The 22,100-nt window shown below is 68.0% G+C and carries 22 protein-coding genes; 15 read left to right on the forward strand and 7 right to left on the reverse strand.

Going from position 1 to position 22,100, the window contains the following annotated elements; all coding sequences use genetic code 11:
• Positions 1–127: 127 nt before the first annotated feature.
• Complete coding sequence (locus AC5P8Z_RS09695; RefSeq protein ID WP_286070314.1) at positions 128–874, forward strand: ABC transporter ATP-binding protein; 747 nt, start codon at positions 128–130, stop codon at positions 872–874.
• A complete protein-coding gene (locus AC5P8Z_RS09700; RefSeq protein ID WP_495228939.1) occupies positions 871–2,055 on the forward strand; it encodes an ABC transporter permease in 1,185 nt (394 codons plus the stop codon). Before AC5P8Z_RS09695 ends, AC5P8Z_RS09700 begins: the two co-directional genes overlap by 4 nt.
• Positions 2,056–2,212: 157 nt before the next feature.
• Here AC5P8Z_RS09700 and AC5P8Z_RS09705 read toward each other — a convergent pair whose 3' ends face one another.
• Positions 2,213–2,998 carry an AraC family transcriptional regulator gene (locus tag AC5P8Z_RS09705; RefSeq protein WP_495229169.1) on the reverse strand — a complete coding sequence of 262 codons (786 nt, stop codon included), beginning with the start codon at positions 2,996–2,998 and terminating at the stop codon, positions 2,213–2,215.
• Between the two features lie 77 nt (positions 2,999–3,075).
• On the opposite strand from AC5P8Z_RS09705, the gene AC5P8Z_RS09710 reads away from it, so the two are divergent.
• Positions 3,076–3,330: a hypothetical protein gene (locus tag AC5P8Z_RS09710; protein WP_286070312.1), complete on the forward strand. Its 255-nt coding sequence runs from the start codon at positions 3,076–3,078 to the stop codon at positions 3,328–3,330.
• A gap of 74 nt (positions 3,331–3,404) precedes the next feature.
• On the opposite strand, the gene AC5P8Z_RS09715 is transcribed toward AC5P8Z_RS09710, so the two are convergent.
• Positions 3,405–4,409, reverse strand: coding sequence for an energy transducer TonB (locus tag AC5P8Z_RS09715; RefSeq protein WP_286070311.1), 1,005 nt, complete (start codon positions 4,407–4,409; stop codon positions 3,405–3,407).
• Between the two features lie 200 nt (positions 4,410–4,609).
• Entirely contained in the window at positions 4,610–5,251 is a 642-nt protein-coding gene (locus AC5P8Z_RS09720) for a TIGR00645 family protein (RefSeq protein ID WP_286070310.1), read from the reverse strand.
• Positions 5,252–5,361: 110 nt separating this feature from the next.
• Between AC5P8Z_RS09720 and AC5P8Z_RS09725 the strand changes: the two genes are divergently transcribed.
• The 4 genes from AC5P8Z_RS09725 (at position 5,362) to AC5P8Z_RS09740 (ending at position 11,001) form a co-directional block, all read left to right on the forward strand.
• Entirely contained in the window at positions 5,362–6,051 is a 690-nt protein-coding gene (locus AC5P8Z_RS09725) for a glutathione binding-like protein (RefSeq protein WP_495228940.1), read from the forward strand.
• A 162-nt stretch (positions 6,052–6,213) separates the two neighbouring features.
• The gene (locus AC5P8Z_RS09730) at positions 6,214–8,439 is read left to right on the forward strand and encodes a S9 family peptidase (protein ID WP_286070308.1); all 2,226 of its coding nucleotides are present in this window, start codon (positions 6,214–6,216) and stop codon (positions 8,437–8,439) included.
• A 25-nt stretch (positions 8,440–8,464) separates the two neighbouring features.
• On the forward strand, positions 8,465–8,980 hold the full coding sequence (locus AC5P8Z_RS09735) for a cytochrome c oxidase assembly factor Coa1 family protein (RefSeq protein ID WP_286070307.1): 516 nt from the start codon (positions 8,465–8,467) through the stop codon (positions 8,978–8,980).
• Positions 8,981–9,204: 224 nt separating this feature from the next.
• A complete protein-coding gene (locus AC5P8Z_RS09740) occupies positions 9,205–11,001 on the forward strand; it encodes a DUF885 domain-containing protein (RefSeq protein WP_495228941.1) in 1,797 nt (598 codons plus the stop codon).
• Between the two features lie 96 nt (positions 11,002–11,097).
• On the opposite strand, the gene AC5P8Z_RS09745 is transcribed toward AC5P8Z_RS09740, so the two are convergent.
• On the reverse strand, positions 11,098–11,562 hold the full coding sequence (locus AC5P8Z_RS09745) for a YbjQ family protein (RefSeq protein ID WP_295567473.1): 465 nt from the start codon (positions 11,560–11,562) through the stop codon (positions 11,098–11,100).
• Positions 11,563–11,745: 183 nt separating this feature from the next.
• On the opposite strand from AC5P8Z_RS09745, the gene AC5P8Z_RS09750 reads away from it, so the two are divergent.
• From AC5P8Z_RS09750 to AC5P8Z_RS09765, 4 genes are all read left to right on the forward strand, one after another.
• Positions 11,746–11,994, forward strand: a complete 249-nt coding sequence (locus AC5P8Z_RS09750) for a hypothetical protein (RefSeq protein WP_006475755.1) — start codon at positions 11,746–11,748, stop codon at positions 11,992–11,994.
• 122 nt (positions 11,995–12,116) lie between these two features.
• On the forward strand, positions 12,117–13,034 hold the full coding sequence (locus AC5P8Z_RS09755) for a bestrophin family protein (RefSeq protein ID WP_286070304.1): 918 nt from the start codon (positions 12,117–12,119) through the stop codon (positions 13,032–13,034).
• A gap of 19 nt (positions 13,035–13,053) precedes the next feature.
• Positions 13,054–14,043: a porphobilinogen synthase gene (gene hemB / locus AC5P8Z_RS09760; RefSeq protein ID WP_286070303.1), complete on the forward strand. Its 990-nt coding sequence runs from the start codon at positions 13,054–13,056 to the stop codon at positions 14,041–14,043.
• Positions 14,044–14,075: 32 nt separating this feature from the next.
• Entirely contained in the window at positions 14,076–14,345 is a 270-nt protein-coding gene (locus tag AC5P8Z_RS09765; RefSeq protein ID WP_010482214.1) for a gas vesicle protein GvpG, read from the forward strand.
• Between the two features lie 126 nt (positions 14,346–14,471).
• On the opposite strand, the gene AC5P8Z_RS09770 is transcribed toward AC5P8Z_RS09765, so the two are convergent.
• Positions 14,472–15,335, reverse strand: coding sequence for a hypothetical protein (locus tag AC5P8Z_RS09770; protein ID WP_495228942.1), 864 nt, complete (start codon positions 15,333–15,335; stop codon positions 14,472–14,474).
• A 48-nt stretch (positions 15,336–15,383) separates the two neighbouring features.
• Here AC5P8Z_RS09770 and aroE point away from each other — a divergent pair, with 48 nt between their 5' ends.
• From aroE to dinG, 3 genes are all read left to right on the forward strand, one after another.
• A complete protein-coding gene (gene aroE / locus AC5P8Z_RS09775; RefSeq protein ID WP_495228943.1) occupies positions 15,384–16,229 on the forward strand; it encodes a shikimate dehydrogenase in 846 nt (281 codons plus the stop codon).
• Between the two features lie 3 nt (positions 16,230–16,232).
• On the forward strand, positions 16,233–16,586 hold the full coding sequence (locus AC5P8Z_RS09780) for a hypothetical protein (RefSeq protein WP_495228944.1): 354 nt from the start codon (positions 16,233–16,235) through the stop codon (positions 16,584–16,586).
• 167 nt (positions 16,587–16,753) lie between these two features.
• On the forward strand, positions 16,754–18,856 hold the full coding sequence (gene dinG, locus AC5P8Z_RS09785) for an ATP-dependent DNA helicase DinG (RefSeq protein WP_495228945.1): 2,103 nt from the start codon (positions 16,754–16,756) through the stop codon (positions 18,854–18,856).
• Positions 18,857–18,913: 57 nt separating this feature from the next.
• On the opposite strand, the gene AC5P8Z_RS09790 is transcribed toward dinG, so the two are convergent.
• A complete protein-coding gene (locus tag AC5P8Z_RS09790) occupies positions 18,914–19,525 on the reverse strand; it encodes a hypothetical protein (protein WP_495228946.1) in 612 nt (203 codons plus the stop codon).
• Positions 19,526–19,749: 224 nt separating this feature from the next.
• On the opposite strand from AC5P8Z_RS09790, the gene AC5P8Z_RS09795 reads away from it, so the two are divergent.
• Positions 19,750–20,040: a hypothetical protein gene (locus AC5P8Z_RS09795; protein ID WP_286070297.1), complete on the forward strand. Its 291-nt coding sequence runs from the start codon at positions 19,750–19,752 to the stop codon at positions 20,038–20,040.
• 104 nt (positions 20,041–20,144) lie between these two features.
• On the opposite strand, the gene ilvD is transcribed toward AC5P8Z_RS09795, so the two are convergent.
• Positions 20,145–21,983: a dihydroxy-acid dehydratase gene (gene ilvD / locus AC5P8Z_RS09800; protein ID WP_495228947.1), complete on the reverse strand. Its 1,839-nt coding sequence runs from the start codon at positions 21,981–21,983 to the stop codon at positions 20,145–20,147.
• Positions 21,984–22,100: the final 117 nt, after the last annotated feature.

A 22,100-nucleotide genomic window follows, 5' to 3' on the forward strand; every position in this document is an offset into this window, starting at 1 on the left:
ACGCCGGCTGCATGCCGCGCCTGCTCGGCCAGTTCATCGACACCACCCAGGCCAAGGCGCTCGATGCCAGCTGCCTGGACACGCTGAGCTACGTGCCGGCGTTCACCTCGTTCAACGGATGGACTCCATGATCGTCGCCGACAACCTGCACAAGGCCTTCGATACCCGCACCGGCCGCATCCAGGCCGTGGCCAACGTCGGCTTCCGCGCCGCCGATGGCCAGATCACCGGCCTGCTGGGCCCCAACGGTGCCGGCAAGACCACCACCATGCGCATGCTGTACACGCTGATGACGCCCGACCAGGGCAGCATCAGCGTCGATGGCATCGATGCGGCACGCAATCCGGTGGACGTCCGCCGCCACCTGGGGGTGCTGCCCGATGCGCGCGGCGTGTACAAGCGCCTCACCGCACGCGAGAACATCGCCTACTTCGGCGAACTGCATGGCCTCTCGGCCCAGCACATCCGCGAGCGCATCGAAGTGCTGTCGCATGCACTGGACATGGGCGACATCCTCGATCGCCAGACCGATGGCTTCTCGCAGGGCCAGCGCACCAAGACCGCCATCGCCCGTGCACTGGTGCACGACCCGCGCAACGTCATCCTCGACGAACCCACCAACGGCCTGGACGTGATGACCACCCGCGCGCTGCGCCGGTTCCTGCTGGGGCTGCGCGAAGAAGGCCGCTGCGTGATCCTGTCCAGCCACATCATGCAGGAGGTGGGGGCGCTGTGCGACCACATCGTGATCATTGCCAAGGGCACGGTGATGGCCGCCGGCAGCGCCGATGAACTGCGCGCGCAGTCCGGTGAAACCAATCTGGAGGATGCGTTCGTGAAACTGATCGGCAGCGAAGAGGGCCTGCACGCATGAGCATGATGTCGACCCTGATGACGGTGATGCGCAAGGAGCTGCGTGACCTGTCGCGCGATCGCCGCACGCTGGCCCTGACCCTGCTGTTCGGGCCGCTGCTGTACCCGCTGTTGATCCTTGGCATGGGCAAGCTGTCCGAAAGCCGCGTGCGCACGCAGATCGAGCAGCCGTTGCAGATTCCCACCATCGGTGCCGAGCACGCGCCGAACCTGGTGCGCTTCCTGGCCGCGCAGGGCCTGAATGTCGCTGCGGCGCCGAAGGATCTGGCCGAGGCCATCCGCTCGCAGGACATCGACGTGGCGCTGCGCATCAGCCCGGACTTCGGCAAGGACTGGGCCGATGGCAAGCCGGCGCTGGTAGAGGTGATCCGCGACAGCACGCGGCGTGCCGCCGAGGTACCCACCGCGCGCCTGCAGGCGGCGTTGGCCACCTACAACGGGCAGGTGGGAGCGCTGCGGCTGATGGCACGGGGCATTGATGCCCAGGTTGCGCGGCCGCTGGACGTGGCCAGCCAGGACATGGCCAGTGCCGAAGCCAAGCGTGGCCTGATGCTGTCGGCGCTGCTGCCGATCCTGCTGACCCTCACCTCGTTCCTCGGCGGCGCCTACCTGGTGATGGACACCACCGCCGGCGAGCGTGAGCGTCAGTCGCTGGAGCCGCTGCTGGCCACGCCGGGATCGCGCAGCGCCATTGTCAGCGGCAAGATCGCCGCCGCCTGCATGGTTGGCTTCGCCTCGCTGCTGTTGACCCTGGCCGCGTTCAAGGTGAGCGCGCAGATTGCACCGGGCAATATCGGCCGCCAGCTCAACATGAACATCGTCGCCATGGTGCAGATGCTGCTGGTGATGTTGCCGATGCTGCTGATCGGCACCTCGCTGCTGACGTTCCTGGCCGCAGCGGCCAAGAGCATGAAGGAAGCGCAGAGCCACATGACCTGGCTGATGCTGCTGCCGATGCTGCCGGGCTATGCGCTGATTGCCTACCCGGTGAAGAGCCAGCTGTGGCAGTACGCAGTGCCGTTCCTGTCGCAGAACCAGATGTTGCTGAAGGTGATCCGCCACGAGACCATCACCACCTCGGTGTGGGCGATCTACCTCGGCGCCAGCCTTGGCCTGGCCGCTGTGCTGTGGTTCGCCGCCGTGCGCCGGTACCACAACGAACGCCTGGCGATCTCCGGCTGAAGGCCTGGTAGCGCCGGGCCCTACCCGGCGGATGTCGAACGAGGCCCGGTCTTCCCGGGCCTCGTTGTTTCCAGGACTGCGTTGCCTGCCAAGCGGCGCAACGCTGGGCGATCACCGGCGCCCATCGCACGTGCAGACAGCCGGAGCGTTGGACACCTCACCCCTCCCCATACCGCGCAGGCGTCACGCCCATCTCGCGCTTGAACACGGCGATGAAGGCGCTGGGCGTGTTGTACCCCATCGACAGCGCGACGCTGATCACCGGCTCGCCGGACAGCAGGCGCGGCAGCGCCAGCAGCACGCGCAGTCGTTGCCGCCATTGGCCCAGCGTCATGCCGGTTTCGGCCAGCCAGTGGCGGGCGAGGCTGCGGCTGGACAGACCGCTGCTGGCGGCCCAGTCGTCGATGCTGCGGCTGTCGCGCGGGGCGCGTGCCAGGGCGGCGGCGATCCGGCGCAGGCGTCGGTCGCGCGGCTGCGGCAGAGCGAGCGGAAGCGGCGTGCTGGCGGTGATCTCATCGGCGATCACGCCGGCCAGGCGCTCCTGCGCAGCCTCCAGCACCCGATGGGGCCATCGCAGTGCACGAGCCGTCGCGGCCTGCAGCAGCACACTGGGCTGGAAAATACGGGGCGTCGCTGGCAGTTCCACGCAGGCCGCAGTGCTGAAGTACAGGCTCCAGCCATCGAACTCCTCTGCCTCCACCAGTGCGTGGGGCATGAAGGGCGGTATCCATGCGACGTGCCCGGCAGGAAGCAGCCACTGCAGATCCCCCGCTTCGATGCGCAGCACGCCGTGGTGGGCACCCAGCAGCTGGCCGCGCACATGCCGGTGGCGTGCTGTGCGGCGCCGACCGGACGCGCGCAGTTGCGACGACAGCACCGCGGGACCATCGCCGGCGTCCGCCAGAGCGGGGTCGATCAACGCAGGAAGTGTCTTATCTGCCATATTCATTGGCAGTTATACGGCAGAAACGCCAGCTGGCGCGCGCCACACTGGGCTCCGATCCCACAGGAGCATCCTCCATGCAGCCACACGACATCCTCCCCGACCATCAGAACGACGTGCAGGTGAACGGCGTGACCGTGCGCAAGGGCAGTGTCGGGGCGTTCCTCGTCAGCGTCCGCGACTGGCAGGATCCTGCCGGCGATCCGGCCGCGCGCGCCACTGCCGAAGCGGATCTGCGTGCGCTGCTGCCGGGCCTGCATGCGCTGGGCCTGTTCCAGGTGCTGACAGCGCGCGATCCGGCACTGCAGCGGCTGATCGACGCGGCAGCCTGAAACGCACAAGGCCCGGACATGCCGGGCCTTGATCGAGCGTCGCCGGGCCAGGCCCGGCGCTACCACGGCGTGCCTCAGCCGTTGCCCGGCGCGAACACCAGGGTGCGGCGGGTGGTCACCGGCGCGCTTACGGGCTCGAAGCGCCAACGCTTCACGGCATTCAGGGCTTCACGGTCGAACACGCGGCTCGGCGTTGCGCGCAGCACGCGGGCGTTCACCACCGAGCCGTCGGTGCCAACGGTGATCTCCACCAGCACTTCACCGGAGGTGCCCGAACGCAGGGCTTCGCCCGGATAGCGCGGCGCCGGGGTGCTGACCGGACGCAGGGTGGGCGCGGCCGAAGCTGCGGCCTGGCGCGCCGCGCTGGCCTGCTGGGCGGCCGCCTGCTGCTGCTTCTGCTCGGCCTCGCGGCGGGCGGCGGCCTGGCGCTCGGCTTCCTGGCGCTCGCTGTCGCGGCGCGCGGCATCCTGCTGGGCGGCAATCTGCTTGGCGGCGTCGGCTTCCTTGGCGCGCTGCTCGGTCAGGCGTTGCTGCTCGGTCTGCTGCTTGCTGCGGTCCTCGGCGTCCTTCTTCGCCTTTTCGGCTTCAGCCTCGGTGCGCTTGGCCGCGTTCTGCACGCCCTTGGCCAGGCCGTCCTTCAGGCGCGGCAACGCTGGCGCAGAGGCGTCCACCTTCTCGATCAGTGCCACGAGGCGCTGCGCTTCGGTGTAGTCCTCGCGGCCCAGGTGCTGTTCGGCGGCGATCAGGGTATAGGGCAGCAGGTCAGTCAGCGCGCTCTTCACCGAGGCGTCGTCCGGGGTCTTGTCACGCAGGGCGAGGTAGTACTCGATGGCGTTGTCGCCGGCCGGTGCGTACATGCGGTTCTCGCGCAGCGCCTGGCTGGCCGACTCGCGCAGCTGCTCGGTGCCCATCGACTGCACCTTGGCAGCGACCACCGGTGCGGCGGGCGCCGTGGCGGCAGGCGCGGTGGCGGCAGCGGGTGCCGCGGGTTCTTCCTTGCCCGAGCAGGCGGCCAGTGCCAGGGCCAGGGCAACCGGCAGCCACCGGCGCGCGGCGGTGATCGTTGAAACGTGCGACATCCTGCTCCCCTCTAGAAGACGACGTGACGTAAATCATTGATACGCATGGCCGGGACCTGCAGTCCGGGCGCGGCAGGGTGACGTTTCCCGACGCCACCGCCGGCAACGGCGAGGGTGCAATCTAGCATCCCGGCCACCGCCGCGTACAAGGGGCGGTGGCCGGGACGGGCAACGGCGTCATGCCGCTGCTGGCAACGACATCAGTGGTCGTGCGACTTGTCGTGCGGCTTGCTGTGGCCGTTGGACATCAGCTTGTCGGTCCAGGCGATGCCGATCGCCGACAGGATGAACACGCAGTGGATGATGGTCTGCCACAGCACGCCTTCCTGGGTCATGGTCGTGCAGGTATCGACGCCAGCGTTGTAGAAACTGGTCGACGCCGACGACACTGCCGCTGCCCATTGTTCCGGCTTGCACAGTGGCAGTCCCTTCAGCGCGCTGGTGGCAATGAAGGTCTTCAACAGGTGGATCGAGGAGATGCCGATGATCGCCATCGCCAGCTTCACCTTCAGCACGCTCGCGTTGACGTGGCTCAGCCATTCCGGCTGGTCCGGGTGGCCTTCCAGGCGCAGGCGCGAGACGAAGGTCTCGTAGCCGCCGACGATCACCATCACCAGCAGGTTGGAGATCATCACCACGTCGATCAGGCCCAGCACGATCAGCATGATCTGCTGTTCGCCCATCGACACCGAATGGGACAGCAGGTGCCACAGTTCCTTGCCGAACAGGAACACGTAGACGCACTGGGCAAGGATCAAGCCCAGGTACAGCGGAAGCTGCAGCCAGCGCGAGGCGAAGATCAGCGAGGACAGCGGGGACAGGGGGCGGGGACTGTGGCTCATGCAGGACAGTGCGTTTCGGGGGAGCCGCGAGGTTACCGGCCCGCCATGACGGTGCCAACCCAACTCACGCACTAGACTTCAGGTTCCTTTCCGCACCCCGAGCCGACGCCATGATCGACCTGTATTACTGGCCTACCCCGAACGGCCACAAAGTGACCCTGCTGCTGGAGGAAACCGGCCTGGAGTACCGCATCCACCCGGTCAACATCGGTTCGGGCGACCAGTTCAAGCCGGAATTCCTCGCCATCTCGCCCAACAACAAGATGCCGGCCATTGTCGACCAGGCCCCGGCCGATGGCGGCGCCCCGCAGAGCGTGTTCGAATCCGGCGCCATCCTGCTGTACCTGGCCGAGAAGACCGGCCGGTTCCTGCCCAGTGACCCGCGCGGCCGTGTGACCACGCTGGAATGGCTGTTCTGGCAGATGGCTGGCCTGGGCCCGATGAGCGGCCAGATGGGCCACTTCAACGTGTACGCACCGGAGAAGATCCCGTACGCGATCGAGCGCTACGACAGCGAAGTGCGCCGCCTGCACGGGGTGATGGACAAGCGCCTGGCCCAGACCGCGTTCCTCGCCGGCGACGACTACACCATCGCCGACATGGCCAGCTACCCGTGGATCGGCGCCTACGACAAGCTGCCGGTGGATTTCACCGCGTTCCCGCACCTCAAGCGCTGGCATGAAGCGATTGCCGCACGCCCGGCCACGCAGCGCGCCTATGCCCTGCGCCAGCAGGTGAACCCGAATGCCGGCAAGCCGCTGAGCGACGAAGAGCGCAAGCACCTGTTCGGGAAGCGCTGACCGCCCGGGGGTCGGATCCCTTTGCAGCGCAAAGGGCTCTGACCCCAGTACCCGGGCATGGGCAAAAGGTCATGCTGCCTTCCCGCACGGGCTTGGTTAGGATGGGGCACGACCGCCCCGCATCCAGCGCGGGGGCGGACCTGCCGTTTGCCGGGATCCTCCATGCGCCACCTGTTCGCCTCGCTCGCCCTCATGCTCGCCACCAGTACCGCCGCCCACGCTGAAAAGCTGACCCTGGAAGCCATCACCGGCCCGCTGCCGTTGTCCGGCCCGACCCTGATGAAGCCGAAGGTGGCGCCGGACGGATCGCAGGTCAGCTTCCTGCGCGGCAAGGACAGCGACCGCAACCAGCTGGACCTGTGGACCTACGACATCGGCAGCGGCCAGACCCGGCTGCTGGTCGATTCCAAGGTGGTGCTGCCCGGCACCGAGACTCTCAGCGACGAAGAGAAGGCCCGCCGCGAACGCCAGCGCATCGCCGCGATGACCGGCATCGTCGATTACCAGTGGTCGCCGGACGCGCAGCGCCTGCTGTTCCCGCTGGGTGGCGAGCTGTACCTGTACGACCTCAAGCAGCAGGGCCAGGCCGCGGTGCGCCAGCTGACCCACGGTGAAGGCTTCGCCACCGACGCCAAGCTGTCGCCCAAGGGCGGCTTCGTCAGCTTCATCCGCGGCCGCAACCTGTGGGTGATCGATCTGGCCAGCGGCAAGCAGCTGCAGCTGACCCGCGACGGCAGCACCACCATCGGCAACGGCGTGGCCGAATTCGTCGCTGACGAGGAAATGGACCGCCACACCGGTTACTGGTGGGCGCCGGATGATTCGGCCATTGCCTTTGCCCGCATCGACGAATCGCCGGTGCCGGTACAGAAGCGCTACGAGGTCTATGCCGACCGCACCGACGTGATCGAGCAGCGTTACCCGGCCGCCGGCGATGCCAACGTGCGCGTGCAGCTGGGCGTGATCGCACCGGCCGCCGATGCGCAGCCGCGCTGGGTCGACCTCGGCAAGGAACAGGATATCTACCTGGCGCGCGTGGATTGGCGCGATGCGCAGCACCTGAGTTTCCAGCGCCAGTCGCGTGACCAGAAGCAGCTGGACCTGGTGGAAGTGGCGCTCGACTCCAACCGCCAGCGCGTGCTCGCCCACGAGACCAGCCCGACCTGGGTGCCGCTGCACAACAGCCTGCGCTTCCTGGAAGACGGCAGCGTGTTGTGGTCGTCCGAGCGTACCGGCTTCCAGCACCTGTACCGCATCGACAGCAAGGGCAAGGCCACTGCACTGACCCACGGCAACTGGCCGGTGGACGAACTGCTGGCGGTCGATGAGAAGGCCGGCAAGGCCTACTTCCGCGCTGGCATCGAAACCTCGCGCGAAAGCCAGATCTACGCGGTGTCGCTGCAGGGCGGCGAGCCCCAGCGCCTGTCGAAGGCGCCGGGCATGCACAGCGCCAGCTTCGCACGCAACGCCAGCGTCTATGTCGACAGCTGGTCCAACAGCAGCACCCCGCCGCAGATCGAACTGTTCCGCGCCAATGGCGAAAAGATCGCCACCCTGCTGGAGAACGATCTGGCCGATCCCAAGCATCCGTATGCGCGTTACCGCGACGCGCAGCGTCCGATCGAGTTCGGCACGCTCACCGCTGCTGACGGCAAGACCGCGCTGAACTACAGCATCATCAAGCCGGCCGGCTTTGATCCGTCCAAGCGCTACCCGGTGGCGGTGTATGTCTACGGCGGGCCGGCCAGCCAGACCGTCACCGACAGTTGGCCCGGCCGTGGCGACCACCTGTTCAACCAGTACCTGGCCCAGCAGGGCTACGTGGTGTTCTCGCTGGACAACCGCGGCACCCCGCGTCGTGGCCGCGACTTCGGCGGCGCGCTGTACGGCAGGCAGGGTACGGTGGAAGTGACCGACCAGCTGCGTGGCGTGGCGTGGCTGAAGCAGCAGCCGTGGGTGGATCCGGCGCGCATCGGCGTGCAGGGCTGGTCGAACGGCGGCTACATGACCCTGATGCTGCTGGCCAAGGCCTCCGACAGCTATGCCTGTGGCGTGGCCGGTGCACCGGTGACCGACTGGGGCCTGTACGACAGCCACTACACCGAGCGCTACATGGACTTGCCGGTGCGCAATGAAACCGGGTACCGCGAAGCGCGCGTGCTGACCCATATCGATGGCCTGCGCTCGCCGCTGCTGCTGATCCATGGCATGGCCGACGACAACGTGCTGTTCACCAATTCGACCAGCCTGATGAGCGCGCTGCAGAAGCGCGGACAGCCGTTCGAACTGATGACCTACCCGGGTGCCAAGCATGGCCTGTCCGGCGCCGATGCCCTGCATCGCTACCGCGTGGCCGAAGCCTTCCTGGGACGCTGCCTGAAGCCCTGATCCTCTGCCGGGAAGGAGCCCGCCGATGACCCTGCCACCGCCGATCCCCAGCCACGATCCGCCGTCCACCGGTTGGTGGCGCCGCCACTGGCGCTGGGCGATGCCGCTGACAGTGGTGCTGGTGCTGGGTGGGGCAGGGGGCGTGGTGGCCTGGAGCGTGCTGCGCTGGAGCGAGGCGGCGCGCGAGAGCCCGCCGATGCGTGAAGCACTGCGCCGCGCCGGCTGCAGCATCGAACTGGTGGAAGCGTTCGGCGAACCACTGCATGCCGAATCGATGCCGCTGGGCAGCATGCAGACCGCGATCAACGGCCAGCGCGACGTCGGCCTGACGGTGGCGCTGGAGGGCCCGCATGCACGCGGCCGCTTGTTCGTGAAGGGCACCCGCAGTGACGACGTCTGGGATTACCCGGTGATGTACGTGCTGGCCGAGGACAAGCAGACTTTCGACCTGACCGCGCTGGATGACGATGAGGCTGCGCACGAATGCGCGCTGCAGGCGTGCCGTGATCGCGGCGAATGCCCGCTGGCCGCCGCGTTGTGACCTCCGATGGCAAGGCGACGGGGTAGAGTCGACTGTTAGTCGACTGCTCTTCGATCAGATAGCAGAAATCCCGCGCTGCGCGCGATGGTCGACTGACAGTCGACTCCACACCCCCCAGGTTTTCGCGGAGCCCGTCCGCACTACCCGGTCGCCATGACTTCCCGCCGATTGTCGCCATCGCTGTGAGCGCGTAGGGTGCGGTCAACCCTGTCCTGGAGTGCACCATGAAGCCGATTGCGTTGGCCGTTGCCCTGGCGCTGAGCGCCGCCCCGCTGCTGTCCGCACCGCCGGCGCTGGCCGCACCCGCCGCCAAGGCCGCCACCCCGGCCAGCCCGGCCTGGGTCGCCCGCAGCAACGCGCTGGCGCAGATCCTGCTCGATGCCCAGGGCCCGTTCCAGCCGGAAGAAACCGGCTTCTTCGGCGTGCCCGGCTACGACGACAAGGTGGCCGATCTCGGCCCGGACAACGGCAAGCGCTACCGCGCGGCGATGGCCAAGGCCCGCGACGAACTGAAGGCGAAGCTGGCGACCGAGAAGGATCCCAACGTCCGCCAGGACCTGGAGATCATGATCCACGCCGCCAACCAGAACATTGAAGGCAGCGAGCTCAACGAGAAGTACCTGCTGCCGTGGAGCGACGCGCCGCAGACCGTGTTCAGTGGCCTGAACCTGCTGCTATCCGACCAGGTGCCGGCCGAGCGCCGCGCCAAGGCGATCGATCGCCTCAAGGCCTATGCCGGCCTGCAGCCGGGCGGCACCGCCTTCACCACGCTGGCCCGCCAGCGCTACGAAGAGCGGCTCAAGGACCGCAGCCTGCTGCAGCCGACGAAGATCGAAGTGCAGCAGTCGCTGGACAACGTCGAAACCTACATCACCGGCATCGAGTCGCTGCTGAAGAAGTACCAGATTGCCGGCGCCGATGAAGCGATGAAGACGCTGGCCGGGCAGATGAAGGACTATGCCGCCTGGACGCGCACGACCGTGCTGCCGAAGGCACGCGCAGATGCACGCCTGCCGGCGCCGCTGTATGCGTACCAGCTCAAGCAGGTCGGTATCGACATCGACCCGAAGCTGCTGATGCAGCGCGCGCAGCTGGAGTTCATGGAAACCCGCTCGGCGATGCAGCAGCTGGCGCCGCTGGTAGCGAAGGAGAAGGGCCTGAAGGTCGCCGACCCGAGCGACCCGGTGGCGGTGATCCGCGCGCTGAAGGCCGACAAGATCGCCGACGATCACCTGGAAGGTCACTACCGCAAGGTGATCGATGCGATCGATCCGCTGATCCGCGAGCATGCCATCGTCGACGTGCCCAAGCGCGCCATGCAGATGCGCCTGGGTTCGGCGGCCGAGAGCGCGGCCAGCCCGGCCCCGCACTTCCTGCCGGCGCCGCTGGTGAACAACACCGGGCAGCAGGGCACCTTCGTGCTGCCGCTGGGCAACCCGGCTGCGGGCCCGGGCGCGCAGTACGACGACTTCAACTTCGGTGCGGCGGCGTGGACGCTGAGCGCGCATGAAGGCCGCCCCGGCCACGAGCTGCAGTTCACCGCCATGGTCGAGCGCGGCGTGTCGCTGGCGCGCACCATGTTCGCGTTCAATTCGGTGAACGTGGAAGGCTGGGCGCTGTATGCCGAAGCCGAGATGGTGCCGTACGAGCCGCTGGACGGGCAGATGATCGCGCTGCAGTTCCGCCTGCTGCGAGCCGCGCGCGCCATGCTCGACCCGATGCTCAACCTCGGCCTGACCGACCGTGCCAACGGCGAGCGCGTGCTGATGGAGCAGGTCGGCCTGTCCAAGGCGATGGCCACCCAGGAACTGGACCGCTACATGGTGCGCATGCCGGGCCAGGCCGGCAGCTACTTCTACGGCTACACCCGCATCCTGGAACTGCGCATGCAGACCGAACTGGCGCTGGGCGCGAAGTTCGACCGCCTGGCGTTCAACAACTTCCTGCTCGACCAGGGCCTGCTGCCGCCGGACCAGCTGGCCGATGCGGTGAACAAGGTGTTCGTGCCGAAGTACAAGTGATGCCTGCGCCGGGGTCGGATCCCTTTCCGCAGGAAAGGGCTCTGACCCCGGCGGATACCGGCCACGCCCCACCACGCATGGCGTGGATCTACCGCATCACCGCTGCGGTTGCGGCGTGATCACCTGTGTCGGCAACCGCGCCGGCGGTGCCGGATTCGGCACCCAGATCGCTACGCCCGCGGCGCGCTTCTGGGTGGTCGGTATGCCGATGCCGACGCCACCGCCGACATGCGAGCCGAAGCTGCCCGCGCCGACCGACATGCCCACCGGCGAACCACTGCTGCCAACGCCCATCAGCACCACGCCATTGGCGCCCAGCGCTGCGGCTTCGCGCTTCAGGCGTGCCACCGCGGCATCGGTCTGGCCCTGGGTACCGAAGCCGACGGCGGAGGCCGACTCCAGCTGGGCGATTTCCTGGGACCCCGCCGGCGGTGTCGAATAGATCTGCACCAGCGCCGGATCGATCGGCGCGCGGGCACGCCCCAGCATCACCTTGGAAGTGCTGGCACAACCGGCTGCGGCCAGCAGCATGACCGCCAACGCGGCCCAACGAATGTTCATGGCATCACCCCTGCAGGACTGGTTGCGATGATCGGCGGGCCACTCTGAATCGGCGCCAACACCCGGGCCAAGGCACGCACGGCAGCACGCTAGCACGGGTCGGGTGACAGTCCTGCAATGGCAGTAGGCGGCGGCAGCGGGAACGACTATGGTGGGGACAGGAACCAAAGGCAGGAGAACGGCATGGGCGTGATCAGTCTGTTGTGGGGCGTACTGGCGCTGTTGTGGATGATCCTGGCGCTGATTCCGCTGCTGGGCTGGGGCAACTGGTTCCTGATCCCGTTCGCTGCGGTCGGTGCGGTCATCGCCGCGCTGGGCATCCTGTTCACCCACCCGAGCAAGCGCGGCCGGGCCTGGGCCGGGCTGGTCCTGAACGGCATCGTGGTGGTGGTCGGCATCCTGCGTCTTGGCCTGGGCGGCGGCGTGATCTGAACCCTGGCCCAGGTGCGACAGGGCGTCGCAGGCGCGCGGCCGGTGGCCGGGCAGGGGCGTACAATGAATGGCTGCGCGAGCCTCCCGCGTGCCTGTGAATCCGCGCCCCGCGCGGCTGCCCCATGATCATCCGACCCCGTCCCCACGGCTGGCAACTGCTGTACATCCTGCGCGGCTCGATCGTCAAAGCGATCGCGCCGAAGGTGCTGGCCATCCTGATCCTGTCCATCGCCGTGGCTGCGGTGGTGGAACTGGCGCCACCGACCGGCATCGAACGCGTCTCGGTCACGCCGTTCACCCTGCTGGGCCTGGTGCTGTCGATCTTCCTCAGCTTCCGCAACAGCGCCTGCTACGACCGCTGGTGGGAAGGCCGCAAGCTGTGGGGCCAGCTGGTCTACGAATCGCGTTCCCTGGCGCGCCAGGTGAACCTGCTGCTGGCCGATGACGCCGGCCGCCGCCGCCGCATCGCCTACCTCACCACTGCCTTCGCCCATGCGCTGGCTGCGCGCCTGCGTGGCCGCATCGTGGCCCTGGCGGCACTGCCGTGGCTGGACAAGCGCCAACGCGAGCAGCTGGGCCAGCGCGAGAACGTGCCCGATGCACTCCTGGCGATGATCGCGGCCGAACTGGCGCAGGCGCTGCGTAGCGGCGAGCTGGAGCCGATCCTCTATGCCCAGCTTGAAGAGCGCCTGCACGCGATGTCGTCGATCCAGGCCGGCTGCGAGCGCATCCTCAGTACGCCGTTGCCCTTCGCCTACACCCTGCTGCTGCACCGCTGCGCGTGGATGTTCTGCGTGCTGCTGCCGTTCGGCCTGGCCAGTTCGCTGGGCTGGGGCACGCCGGTGCTGTCGGCGGTGCTGGCCTACGCCTTCTTCGGCCTGGACCAGCTGGGTGAAGAAATGGAAGACCCGTTCGGCCTGGAGCCGAACGACCTGCCGCTGGACGCGCTGGTGCGCACGATCGAGATCGACCAGCTCGACGCGCTCGGCGAACGCCCCCTGCCCGAACCCCTGCTGCCGCAGGGCTACCTGTTGCAATAGCCACTCCTCGGAGCCTGCCATGTCCCATCCGCTGTACCGCCCCCGCCGCATGCGCCACGACGAGTTTTCGCGCCGCCTGATGCGCGAGAACACGCTGACCACCGACGACCTGATCTACCCGGTGTTCGTGCACGAACAGGCCGGCCGCACCGCGGTGCCGTCGATGCCGGGCGTGGAGCGGCTGTCGATCGAAGAGCTGCTGAAGGTGGCCGAAGAGGCGCTGGAACTGGGCATTCCGGTGATCGACCTGTTCCCGGTGATCGACCCGTCGCTGAAGTCGCTGGACGCATCGGCGGCGTGGGCCGAGGACGGCCTGGCACAGCGCGCGATCCGCGCGCTGAAGTCGCGCTTCCCGGAACTGGGGGTGATGACCGACGTGGCGCTGGACCCGTACACCACCCACGGCCAGGACGGCATCATCGACGACAAGGGCTACGTGCTGAACGACATCACGGTCGAAGCGCTGGTCAAGCAGTCGGTGTCGCACGCCGAGGCCGGCGCGGACATCGTCTCGCCGTCGGACATGATGGACGGCCGCATCGGTGCGATCCGCCGCGCGCTGGATGCCGACCACCACCTCAACGTGCGCATCATGGCCTACTCGGCCAAGTACGCCTCGGCCTTCTACGGCCCGTTCCGTGATGCAGTGGGCAGTGCCGCCAGCCTCGGCAAGGCCGACAAGAAGACCTACCAGATGGATCCGGCCAACGGCGACGAGGCCCTGCGCGAGATCGCGCTGGACCTGGAAGAAGGCGCCGACATGGTGATGGTCAAGCCGGGCATGCCCTACCTGGACCTGGTGCGCCGGGTGAAGGAGACCTTCGGCGTGCCGACCTTCGCCTACCAGGTGAGTGGCGAGTACGCGATGATGAAGGCCGCCTTCGCCAATGGCTGGCTGGACGAGCGCGCCTGCGTGATGGAGTCGCTGCTGGGCTTCAAGCGCGCCGGCGCCGATGGCGTGCTGACCTATTTCGCGCCGCAGGTGGCGCGTTGGCTGCGCGAGCGCTGACAATAGCGCCTCGATAGACGGAGGAATGCGCGATGGGACCCGAACTGGGATGGATGCAATGGCTGATCTGGGGCATCGGTACGCTGGTGTTCGGTGCCATCATCGTCGGCGTCTTCATCGCTGCCTGGCGGGCCGGCAAGCGCCCGCCGGAGCAGCTCTCCGCCGCCCGCCACGTGGCCCGTGAGCAGGCCCTGCCGGAGAGCGTGCAGGCCGAGCTGGCCGCGCTGAACCAGCGCAAGGACAATGGCCAGCTGAGCGAGGTCGAGTACGAGCAGCAGCGCGCGAAGGTGTTGTCGCGCTGACCCTGCCGCTTCTACGCGGGTGGGTGCCAACCTTGGTTGGCACTTTCCTGCATGCCAACCAAGGTTGGCACCTACCAGACGGCCATCCACGCATGGCGTGGATCTACCGGTAGCGCCGTCACCGTGCTACCGCACGCACCCGGCCACCGCCACCACCTTCGGCACCGCCAACCGGTACACATCCACGCCACCGGCACGCGGTGCCCTGGCCGCGTTGCTGGCGACCAGCATCTCGCCCGGCTTGGCATTGTCGATCAACGGCGCGCCGGTCCAGCCACTGGCCTGGTTGAACGACAGCCCCAACGGTTGCAGCGCCGCGCCACTCCACGCGCAGCCGCTGCTCCACACCTGCGCGGTCGCGCCGCTGCCGCGGCTGAACACCACCGCGCCGTCGTTGCCCAGCCAGTCGCCGTCGGTCTCGTCGTCGGCGCTGTTCAACGCGGCCAGTGCGGTGGCCGGGCCACGCATGCCCTGCGCGTCCAGTGACGCCACGAACAGGTCCCAGCCCGCGCCGCGACCCTGCTGGCGGGAAAACAACAGCCGCTGGCCGTCCGCGCTCACGGCCGGCCCGCGCTCATCCCGGCGTCCACCGTCGCCCGCCAAGGGCTGCGCCTTGCCGAGCTGGCCGTCGGCTTCCACCGCGGCCCGGTACAGCGCCAGCGCGCCCTCGCGGCCGGCCGCGAACAGCAGCCAGCGGCCGTCGCGGCTGAAGTAGGGATCACGGGCTTCGCCGGCCACGCCCACCGCCAGCGCCTGCGGCTGCTGCCAGCGGCCCTCGATCACGCGTGCTTGCCACAGGCCCCAGCCCGCCTCGCCGCGGCGCGCGAACACGATGCGCTGGCCGTCGGCACTGATGGTGGCGCGGCCCTCGTCGGCACGGGTCGAGACCACGCCCATGCCTTCGATGCCGTACTCGTTCAACGCCATCGCCACAGGGGCAGAGAGTAGACTGGCGGCAAGCACCAGCAGGGGCGGGGTGATGCGCATCATCCGGGTCCGTGCACGAAAGAGCACCAGTCTAGCCAGCTTGAGGATTCCATGACCGACCGTTACGCCGTCTTCGGACACCCCGTTGCCCACTCGAAGTCGCCGCAGATCCACGCGGCGTTCGGTCGCCAGGAAGGCATCAGCATCGACTACCGCGCGATCGACCTGGCTCCGGATGCGTTCCTGGGCGGCCTGGAAGCCTTCGCCACCGAGGGCGGTGTCGGCGCCAACATCACCTCGCCGCACAAGGAAGCCGCGTTCTCGGTGTGCACCACGCTGACCGCACGTGCGCGCCGCGCCGGCTCGGTCAACACGCTGCTGCGCAAGGGCGACCGTTGGCACGGTGACACCACCGACGGCATCGGCCTGGTGCGTGACCTGACCGATCGCCACGGCCTGGACCTGCGTGGCCGCCGCATGCTGCTGATCGGCGCTGGCGGCTCGGCGCGCAGCGTCGCCCCAGCCTTCCTCGATGCCGGCATCACCGAGCTGGTGGTGGTCAACCGCACGCCGGAACGCGCCGATGAGCTGATCGACGCGATGGGTGAACCCGGCCGCGCGATCAGCCGCTACTGGGAAGACCTGCGCGAGCTGGGCGACTTCGAACTGATCGTCAATGCCACTTCGGCCGGCCGCGACCGTGACGTCGAGTTCAAGCTGCCGCTGTCGCTGGTCAATTCGATGACCACCGCCGTCGACCTGAACTACGGCGAGGCGGCCATCGCCTTCCTGGCCTGGGCGCGTGCAGCGAACTGCCGCAACACCGTCGATGGCCTGGGCATGCTGGTCGAACAGGCCGCCGAGAGCTTCCTGCAGTGGCACGGTGTGCGCCCGCAGACCGACGAGGTCTACCAGGCGCTGCGCCAGGGCTCGGCCGTGCTGGCCGGTGAGGACTGATCGATGGACGGAACAACCCTGCTGGTGACCGTGCTGAGCATGGTGGGCGTGCGCCTGCCGGTGCTGATCGCGCTGTGCGTCGGGCTGGTCTGGGTGGTGGGCGCACCGCGCGATGCCACCCGCACCGGCGCCCTGGTCGGCCTGCTGCTGTTGCTGCTGGCCAGCCTTGGTGGCATGGCGGCGGGCATCCTGCCAATGTGGATGGTGCGCAGCGGTGATTTCAGTGCCGTGTCCAGCCTGAGCGCCATCCTCGGCGTGCTGCATTTCGCGCTGGCGATGGTCGAGGCCATCGGCGTGGTGCTGGTGGTGTGGGCGCTGGTGCGCCTGCTGCGTACCCGTACGCTCCCGGGCGCCTGAACGGTCGCGCCGGGTCAGGCCCGGCGTATCTGCCCCTGGGACGGTCCCGCCATTGGACCGTGACCGTCGCCAGGCGTCGTCGCTGGCCCGTTCAGGGTGCCAGCGGCGGGGAACGTGGCCGGCCATGCGACAATGACCGGCCTGATCCAGCCACGGTAAATCCCGGCGTGACCGAAACCGTTGCCGCTCCGCGCACGCTCGATGACACCTTGAAGGATGCGATCCGCAAGGCGTACACGACGCTGCAGGCCAATACACCCGGCTTTTCCACCCGCCGTTCGCAGAGCCAGATGATCGGCGTGGTGTCGCGCGCGCTGTCGAAAAGCGGCGGCGTCGGCGTGGTCGAGGCGCCCACCGGCGTCGGCAAGAGCCTGGGCTACCTCACCGCGGGCGTGCCGATCGCGCTGGCGAGCAAGAAGAAGCTGGTGATCAGCACCGGCACCGTGGCGCTGCAGTCGCAGCTGGTCGAGCGCGATATCCCGAATTTCCTCAAGGCCACCGGCCTGGAAGCGACCGTTGCGCTGGCCAAGGGCCGTACCCGCTACCTGTGCACGCGCAACGCCGCCGAGGCGCAGGGCGAGGGCGCGCAGGGCGGCATGTTCGAGGATGATGCGCCGCTGTTCGACCGGCCGCTGGCGCCGATCGAGATGGACATCGCCAAGCGCCTGACCGATGCCTTCACCGGCGGCAGCTGGGATGGCGACATCGACAACGCCCCGGAAACCATCAGTCTCGGCCTGCGCAGCCGCATCACCACGCCGGCCTCGGGCTGCGCCGGGCGCCGTTGCGCCTACTCGGCGCAATGTGCGGTGCTGCGGTCGCGCAATACTGTGCGTGATGCGCAGATCGTGGTCACCAACCACGCGCTGCTGCTGTCGGCACTGTCGATCGGCGACAGCGACAATGGCCAGCCGCTGATCGCACCGCCGTCGGACATGCTGCTGGTGCTGGACGAAGGCCACCACATTGGCAACGTGGCGATCGACCAGGGCGCGGCAAGCCTGGCGCTGGATGAAATGGCCAAGCGCACCGGCCGCCTGCAGATCCTGATCGCCGGTGCTTACCGCGCGGTCGACAAGGACCGCCTTGGCAACCTGCTGCCGAACGAAGCGATCGAAGTGGCCAGCAACGTGGCCAAGCAGCTGCGCGCGTTCCGTGACCACATCGAGCGTGTGTGGATGCCGGCACCGGCCGACGAGGAGCCGATGTGGCGCGCCGCCAACGGCCGCCTGCCCGAGGCCTGGCGCGAGCCGATCGAAGCGCTGGCCGACGATACCCGCAGCCTCTACAACTGGGCGCATGCCGCTACCGCGCAGGTGGCCAAGGGCAAGCCGGACGACGCCGCGCGCGAGCGCCTGCAGCGCAACCTGGGCATGGCGCTGGAGATGATCGAACAGCAGTACAACCTGTGGCAGGCCTGGCGGCGCGAGGACAAGGACGGCGCGCCGCCGATGGCGCGCTGGGTCACCGCCACCCGCGACGGCGACCTGGTGCTGCACGGCTCGCCGGTATCGGCCGCGCACGTGCTGCGCAAGCTGCTGTGGGATGAAGTGGATTCGGTGGTGATGACCTCGGCCACCCTCACCGGCGGCGGCGACTTCCAGTCGCTGGCGATCGACAACGGCATCCCCGAAGAGGCCGAGATGGTCTCGCTGTCCTCGCCGTTCGACCTGCCCAACCAGGCCGAACTGATCGTGCCCAGGTTCCCGGTCACCCCGGACGACCGCGAAGGGCATCCGCGCGAAGTGGCGCGTTACCTGGACACCGAACTGGATTGGGCCAAGGGCTCGATGGTGCTGTTCACTTCACGCTGGAAGATGGAGAAGGTGGCCGGCCTGATGTCGGCCGCGCGCCGCAAGCAGGTGCTGGTGCAGGGCGAGATGTCCAAGACCCGGCTGATCGACGAACATCTGCGCCGTGTCGCGGCGGGTGAGGGCTCGGTGCTGTTCGGCCTGAACTCGTTCGGCGAAGGCCTCGACCTGCCCGGCGAAGCCTGCACCACGGTGGTGATCACCCAGGTGCCGTTCGCGGTGCCGACCGATCCGCAGACCGCCACGCTCAGCGAATGGTTCGAGGGGCGCGGGCTCAATGCGTTCAACCTGATCGCCATTCCGCACGCGCTGCGCACGCTGACCCAGTTCGCCGGCCGACTGATCCGCACCTCCACCGACACCGGCCGCGTGATCATCCTCGATTCGCGGTTGCTGACCCGCCGCTACGGCAAGCGCATCATCGACGCCCTGCCGCCGTTCAAGCGCGTGATCGGCTGAGGCGGGGTCGGATCCCTTCCGCAGGAAGGGCTCTGACTCCAGCACGCGCGCTGGCGCTCAACCGCCCTCCGGCTTCCGGCAGCCTGGCCCATAGGCCTCCACGTAGGGTTTGCCGATGCAGCGCAGCAGTCCATCAAGCACGTCCAGGTTCGGCGGCCACGGCATCTGCACCTGCTGCCCGCCCTCGGTGGTGAAGTGGTAGCGACCGTCCTTGATGTTCTCCGCCATCGCGTTGGGCGTCGGTATCGCGACCAGCCTCGCACGAGCCATCTCCAGGGCGCTGCGGTCTTGGCGCAGGAACGCGACCATGCCGTCCACGTAGGCATTCCAGTAACCCGGGTCGCCCCCGCCTACCGGCTTGTGGCTGCGTTCCATAAGCGCAATCGCCTGCGCGGTCTGCCCCAGCTCCGCGCGCAGCTGGCCCTCGTGCCACGTGATGATGACATTGCCTTCTGCCTTGGGCAGCGCGCCGTAGGCGGACAGCAGATCTGCAGCTTCGCGGGTACAACCACGGTCGGCCAACGGGCGCCAGCCACCTGCCAGGTCCTGATCGAACCGGCCAGGTTCCATCGCCAGCATTGCTGCACGGTCGTAGCTGCAGTCGGGTGCTTTGGGTGGTTCTGCCGAAGTGCCCATGGCAGCGGCCAGGGCAAGCGAAAGCAACGTCATCACAACCTCCGTGTTGGTGTTTCGTCCTACCTTACCGCTATTGGCTGGAATCGGGGTCAGAGCCCTTCCGCAGGAAGGGCACTGACCCCAGCGGCAAGTGGCGCCAGGCTAATATGCCCAGCTAGGCAAGGAGCAGGCACATGAAGATCGAGCTGATTGCCGAGGACGACGACGGCATGAGCTTGCCACACGCGGCCCCTACAGCCACAAGCGAGTGAGGTCACATGCACGACTGGACAATCATCGCGATCCACGGTGACTGGATCGCGGCCACCTTCGAGCTCGTCTTACGCGATCCGGACCAGGCAGAGCGCCGCTTGCAGTTCGAAGCGGCCGAGCACGTGATGCTGGATAGAAGCGAACCGTGGGGTGCGAGTGCGTCGATCAACGAGGTGATGGCGCATGACGATCGCGCCGGAGGCGTTGCGCGCGTGGCGTTCGAACTGCAGTCCGGTGGCGCCGTCCACATTACTGCGGGCGCGGTTCACCTGGATGGCGAGCCCTTCGTGTTCTGAGGCTTGGCCTGGGGTCAGAGCCCTTTCTGCGAAAGGAATCCGACCCCCTGCCGCGATCCGGGGTCAAAGCCCTTCCGCAGGAGGGGCTCTGACCCCAAGGCTTCTCAATCGCCGAGCAGGGCGGTGTTGCGCACCGCGCCCTTGTCGGCGCTGGTGGCGAGCAGGGCGTAGGCCTTCAGTGCGCTGGTGACCTTGCGCGGGCGCGGTGCACGCGGTTTCCAGCCGCGTGCATCGGCCTCGCTGCGGCGCTGCGCCAGGATGGCCTCGTCCAGCAGCAGGTCGAGGCAGCGTGCCGGAATGTCGATGCGGATGCGATCGCCGTCTTCCACCAGGCCGATCGTGCCGCCGCTGGCGGCTTCCGGCGATACGTGGCCGATCGACAGGCCCGAGGTGCCACCGGAGAAGCGGCCGTCGGTGAGCAGCGCGCACTGCTTGCCCAGTCCCTTCGACTTCAGGTAGCTGGTCGGGTACAGCATCTCCTGCATGCCCGGGCCACCCTTCGGGCCTTCGTAGCGGATCACCACCACCTCGCCCGGTTTCACTTCGTCGGCGAGGATGCCGGCGACGGCGGCGTCCTGGCTTTCGTAGACGCGTGCGGGGCCTTCGAACACGTGGATCGACTCGTCCACGCCGGCGGTCTTGACCACGCAGCCATCCACGGCAAGGTTGCCGCGCAACACGGCGAGGCCGCCTTCCAGTGAGTACGCATGCTGCAGCGAACGGATGCAGCCTTCTGCCCGGTCGATGTCCAGCGTCGGCCAGCGCGTGGCCTGGCTGAAGGCTTCCTGGGTGGGGATACCGGCCGGGCCGGCCTTGAAGAAGGTATGCAGGGTGTCGTTGTCACTGCGCACCACGTCCCAGCGTTCCAGCGCGTCGGCCAGGCTGGCGCTGTGCACGGTCGGTACCGAGGTATCGAGCAGGCCGGCGCGGTCCAGCTCACCCAGGATGCCGAACACGCCGCCAGCGCGGTGCACGTCCTCGACGTGGTACTTCGGTGTGTTCGGCGCCACCTTGCACAGCTGCGGCACGCGCCGCGACAGTGCGTCGATGTGGGTCAGGTCGAAGTCCACCTCTGCCTCCTGCGCCGCGGCCAGCAGATGCAGGATGGTGTTGGTGGAACCGCCCATGGCGATATCCAGGGCCATCGCGTTGGCGAACGCCGCCTGGGTGGCGATGCCGCGCGGCAGCGCGCTCGGGTCTTCGCCGCCATACCAGCGATGGCAGAGTTCGACGATCAGGCGGCCGGCGCGACGGAACAGCGCTTCGCGATCGGCATGGGTCGCCAGCGTGGTGCCGTTGCCGGGCAGCGACAGGCCCAGTGCTTCGGTCAGGCAGTTCATCGAGTTGGCGGTGAACATGCCCGAGCAGGAGCCGCAGGTGGGGCAGGCGCTGCGCTCGAACGCCGCGACCTTCTCGTCGGAGGCGCTGTCATCGGCAGCCACCACCATCGCATCGACCAGGTCCAGCTTGTGCTCGGACAGTTTGGTCTTGCCCGCTTCCATCGGCCCGCCAGAGACGAACACCACCGGGATGTTGAGGCGCAGCGCGGCCATCAGCATGCCGGGCGTGATCTTGTCGCAGTTGCTGATGCACACCAGTGCGTCGGCGCAGTGCGCGTTGACCATGTATTCGACCGAGTCGGCGATGATCTCGCGGCTGGGCAGCGAGTACAGCATGCCGTCGTGGCCCATCGCGATGCCGTCGTCCACGGCGATGGTGTTGAATTCCTTGGCGACGCCGCCGACCTGCTCGATCTCGCGCGCGACCAGCTGGCCGAGGTCCTTCAGGTGTACGTGGCCGGGCACGAACTGGGTGAAGGAGTTGGCGATGGCGATGATCGGCTTGTGGAAGTCACCATCCTTCATGCCGGTGGCACGCCACAGGGCGCGGGCGCCGGCCATGTTGCGGCCGGCGGTGGAGGTGCGGGAACGGTATTCGGGCATGGCTGGCGGAACGGGCGGGCCGTACGACGTGAGGGTCGCCCGATCATGGACAATTTTTTCGGTTGCTGCTGCAACCACCGGAGATGGTCCGGCCGGGTTGCGCCCGGCACCTGCCGA

The organism is Stenotrophomonas sp. YJH_SMC_17 (assembly GCF_059371655.1).

Bases quoted from the DNA above. Each gene is read 5' to 3' on its own strand.
- hemB (WP_286070303.1), top strand. From the start codon at position 13,054: ATGTCCCATCCGCTGTACCGCCCCCGCCGCATGCGCCACGACGAGTTT.
- AC5P8Z_RS09700 (WP_495228939.1), top strand. From the start codon at position 871: ATGAGCATGATGTCGACCCTGATGACGGTGATGCGCAAGGAGCTGCGT.
- AC5P8Z_RS09790 (WP_495228946.1), bottom strand. From the start codon at position 19,525: ATGACGTTGCTTTCGCTTGCCCTGGCCGCTGCCATGGGCACTTCGGCA.
- AC5P8Z_RS09725 (WP_495228940.1), top strand. From the start codon at position 5,362: ATGATCGACCTGTATTACTGGCCTACCCCGAACGGCCACAAAGTGACC.
- AC5P8Z_RS09750 (WP_006475755.1), top strand. From the start codon at position 11,746: ATGGGCGTGATCAGTCTGTTGTGGGGCGTACTGGCGCTGTTGTGGATG.
- ilvD (WP_495228947.1), bottom strand. From the start codon at position 21,983: ATGCCCGAATACCGTTCCCGCACCTCCACCGCCGGCCGCAACATGGCC.
- AC5P8Z_RS09715 (WP_286070311.1), bottom strand. From the start codon at position 4,409: ATGTCGCACGTTTCAACGATCACCGCCGCGCGCCGGTGGCTGCCGGTT.
- AC5P8Z_RS09765 (WP_010482214.1), top strand. From the start codon at position 14,076: ATGGGACCCGAACTGGGATGGATGCAATGGCTGATCTGGGGCATCGGT.
- AC5P8Z_RS09720 (WP_286070310.1), bottom strand. From the start codon at position 5,251: ATGAGCCACAGTCCCCGCCCCCTGTCCCCGCTGTCCTCGCTGATCTTC.
- AC5P8Z_RS09710 (WP_286070312.1), top strand. From the start codon at position 3,076: ATGCAGCCACACGACATCCTCCCCGACCATCAGAACGACGTGCAGGTG.
- AC5P8Z_RS09705 (WP_495229169.1), bottom strand. From the start codon at position 2,998: ATGGCAGATAAGACACTTCCTGCGTTGATCGACCCCGCTCTGGCGGAC.
- AC5P8Z_RS09740 (WP_495228941.1), top strand. From the start codon at position 9,205: ATGAAGCCGATTGCGTTGGCCGTTGCCCTGGCGCTGAGCGCCGCCCCG.
- AC5P8Z_RS09770 (WP_495228942.1), bottom strand. From the start codon at position 15,335: ATGATGCGCATCACCCCGCCCCTGCTGGTGCTTGCCGCCAGTCTACTC.
- AC5P8Z_RS09735 (WP_286070307.1), top strand. From the start codon at position 8,465: ATGACCCTGCCACCGCCGATCCCCAGCCACGATCCGCCGTCCACCGGT.
- AC5P8Z_RS09755 (WP_286070304.1), top strand. From the start codon at position 12,117: ATGATCATCCGACCCCGTCCCCACGGCTGGCAACTGCTGTACATCCTG.
- AC5P8Z_RS09730 (WP_286070308.1), top strand. From the start codon at position 6,214: ATGCGCCACCTGTTCGCCTCGCTCGCCCTCATGCTCGCCACCAGTACC.
- AC5P8Z_RS09695 (WP_286070314.1), top strand. From the start codon at position 128: ATGATCGTCGCCGACAACCTGCACAAGGCCTTCGATACCCGCACCGGC.
- AC5P8Z_RS09795 (WP_286070297.1), top strand. From the start codon at position 19,750: ATGCACGACTGGACAATCATCGCGATCCACGGTGACTGGATCGCGGCC.
- AC5P8Z_RS09745 (WP_295567473.1), bottom strand. From the start codon at position 11,562: ATGAACATTCGTTGGGCCGCGTTGGCGGTCATGCTGCTGGCCGCAGCC.
- AC5P8Z_RS09780 (WP_495228944.1), top strand. From the start codon at position 16,233: ATGGACGGAACAACCCTGCTGGTGACCGTGCTGAGCATGGTGGGCGTG.
- aroE (WP_495228943.1), top strand. From the start codon at position 15,384: ATGACCGACCGTTACGCCGTCTTCGGACACCCCGTTGCCCACTCGAAG.